We start from the raw sequence: 3028 nt of genomic DNA, 5'->3' as shown, positions 1-3028 counted from the left end.
TGTTGGAAGAGGTGGATGAGTTGTTCTCGTTGGTGTTGGGTGAGTGAGCTTCGTGCTCGCATAGGAGATGCTCCCCATTAGTTGGTGACTGTTTTTTAGTAGTCCAACTTATGGGGAGCAGTTCACAGGTGTGGAGGGGCTTTTAGAGCTCCCGATGCTATTTATGAAGAAAAGGTAGGCTCGCAGCGAAGCTGCTGGCTCGGCGGCTGGCGTGAATCGCTTGTGATGAGCACCGAGATTCCGAGCGCGCGAGGAAAATAAATCTCGGCGCGAATCTGGCGAGCCTGCGAGCCAGCTAGCGAACCAGGCGAGAGGGTCGGCAGCGAGCGCGAGCCTACTTTCCCTTGTCTAAGACCCTACGGCTGCACCACCCTGACGCTGATTCCGTTCTCGCCCCAGGCTGCTGCGAGTTTTTCGAGCTGGGCGGTGTGCGGGGTGGTGAAGAAGCGGCGGACGGCCGGGGCGAATTTCTCGTGTTGGGCTAGTTGGCCGTGTTCCAGGGTTGAGAAGATTCCGCCGCCCCGGTCGTCGTAAACCAGCACGTCGAGGTTGGGTTTGCGTTCGAGGGGGCCGATGTTGAGGGAGCCGGTGTCGTGTAGGAAGGTGAGGTCCCCGACGAGCACGCGTACCGGGCGGTTGAGGGCCAGGGAGATGCCGGACGCGGTGGCGATCGTGCCGTCGATGCCGGCCAGTCCGCGGTTGGCAAAGACCAGGGGGGAAGCTGCCAGGGAGGGGGCGATGAGGTCAAGGTCGCGGATGAGGTTGGATGAGCCCACCATCAGAACAGCATCATTTTCTAGGCAGCTCCGCCAGGTGGTGTCGGCGAGAGAGTAGCCTGCGGTGCGGTCGGCAGAGCTTGCTCCGGGTTGGGCGTTCAGGGTGTAGGTGCCTGCCCGGTAGTCGGCAACCTGCTGGTTTAGTTCCCGGGCTAGTTCCTGCCCGGCTTCGCTCCAGCTGGTCATCCAGTCGTGGCCGTCCTCGGTGGTAGCGCCTTGGCCTGTGCCTGCGAAGTTGGCCAGTTCAGCCAGGGGTGCAATCTCCCGCAGGTCAAGGGCCCCGGGCTCATACCAGGGGGCAGGTGAGGGGGCGTAGAGGGCGCGTTCTATCGCGGAGTTGGCCAGCAGGGTGACAACCGGCCGGGAGAGGGTGGGGTGGCCGAAGATAACGGCCCGCTCAACCTGCTGTCCCAGGTTCCCTGCCAGTACCTGCCGGTAAGCGGGTACAGCCAGGGGCGAGAAGCGGGCGTTCGATGAGGGTTCGGCCAGCAGGGGCAGACCCTGGTGCTGGGCAAAGGCCTGGGCGATAGGTCCTGCCCCGTCACCGGCCACAACGACGGTACGGCGGGCGGTACCGGCACCGTCCGTCCGCGCAGCCCCCTTGCCTGTGCCTGCGCGTAGCCAGCTAGCTGCGCTGGGGTCGGCGGGAGGTAGCGGGGTGGCAGGTGCCGGTGGGTTCTCAGCCAGCGAGTGCGCCCAGCGCTCTAGAATCTGCTGGTCTAGAGGGTTGGGGGTGAGCGGGGTGTCAAGGGCCAGGTTGATTTGGACGGGGCCTCGCGGGGTGGTTGAGGGCGCGTCCCAGTTGTCTGTTGAACGCCCGGTTAGAGCTGCGAGCGCCGCGTTGAGCTGGGCGCTCTGGGGGTCTGCGGGGTCGGCCGTGTAGTTTTCAAGGGTGCAGGACGCCCGGGTGTGGGCGGGAGCGATTACTCGCTGGTCGGTGGTTTGGTTGGTGCCGGTGCCCTGGAGCCGGGCAGGGCGGTCGGCCGAGAGCAGGGCCAGGGGTGCGCCCGCGTGGTAGGCCTCCATGAGGGCCGGGAGGCACTCGCCCACGGCGGTGCCACTAGTGGTAACGATACCTACCGGTTGGCCGCTGGCCTTGGCTAGCCCCAAAGCCGTGAAGGCGGCACTGCGCTCATCGATGCGCACGTGGGCTTCGATGACTCCTGCCTGGTCTAGGGCGGCGAAGGCGTAGGCTAGGGGGGCTGAGCGTGAGCCCGGGGCGATGAGAACATGCCGCATTCCTGCCCGCACCAGGGTGTCGAGCACAGAAATTGCGGTCATAAAGGAGGTTGAGGGTGCATCAGTCACCCCACCAGTTTACTCGCTGCCCTTTTCAAGACTCGGCCGGGCTCTGCTGCTGCCCAGCTGCCCTTGCTCAAGCAGGCGGTAGCAGGCTTCAATCCGGCGGTGCCACCAGGCGGTGCGTTCGGGGCTGGCAGCTACCTCTTCCAGCAGATGAAGCTCGGGGGTTACATCCCGCAGGGGCAGTTCTCCGTCCCGGGCCACAAGGGGGTGGGCTGTGACGTCCTTGGCCATCAGTGAGACCGTGCCCAGGCCGCACCCGTAGGGCAGCTGCGGCAGGGCGGCGGCTAGCGCTGCCCCTGTACGGATGCCAACCGAACTTTCAAGGGCAGATGAGATAACCGCAGGGAGACCCGCCTGTTCTACCAGCTGCAGGGCCCGCCTTACACCGCCCAGGGGGGCAGCCTTAATAATGAGCACATCGGCAGCGCCCAGGCGGGCAACCCGCAGCGGGTCGTCAGCCTTACGGACGGCCTCATCAGCGGCAATGAGTAGGGGGTTACCGTGCGCCCGCAGCTGATCGCGGATCCGCGCCAGTCCCTCAATACCAGGAACCGGCTGCTCAGCGTAGAGCAGGTCGTAGTCGGCTAGCTCCTTGAGGGCGCGGACGGCCTGGGCCTCGGTCCAGCCGCCGTTGGCATCAATCTTCAGGCGGGCTCCCGGGCAGGCAGCACGCACTGCGGCTACCCGGGCTAGGTCTTGGGTTAGAGATTCTTCAAAAGGCAGCCCGGCCTCAGCCACCTTGATTTTGATTTCCCGCACCTGCCCCTCGTAGCGGCCCAGCACAGCCTCGACCTCGCTAGCGGCCACCGCCGGAACCGTGGCGTTGAGGGGAATACTGGTGCGCAGCGGCTGCGGGTAGGGCAGCCAGGCCGCCTCGATGGCGCAGGCCAGCCAGGCGGACGCCTCTGCTGGCTCGTATTCGAGGAAGGGGGCAAACTCGCCCCACC

General features: G+C 65.5%; 2 protein-coding genes. Both read right to left on the bottom strand.

Going from position 1 to position 3028, the window contains the following annotated elements; translation table 11 throughout:
• Nucleotides 1–356: 356 nt before the first annotated feature.
• Nucleotides 357–2084, bottom strand: a complete 1728-nt coding sequence (gene menD / locus E4U03_RS12380) for a 2-succinyl-5-enolpyruvyl-6-hydroxy-3-cyclohexene-1-carboxylic-acid synthase (RefSeq protein WP_135014026.1) — start codon at nt 2082–2084, stop codon at nt 357–359.
• Nucleotides 2085–2093: 9 nt separating this feature from the next.
• The coding region (locus tag E4U03_RS12375; protein ID WP_135014025.1) for an o-succinylbenzoate synthase at nt 2094–3028 on the bottom strand (935 nt) is incomplete at its 5' end.

Source organism: Rothia nasimurium (assembly GCF_004569295.1).
GTDB classification, from domain to species: Bacteria; Actinomycetota; Actinomycetes; order Actinomycetales; family Micrococcaceae; genus Rothia; species Rothia nasimurium_B.
This window is presented reverse-complemented; position numbering and strand designations above follow the sequence as displayed.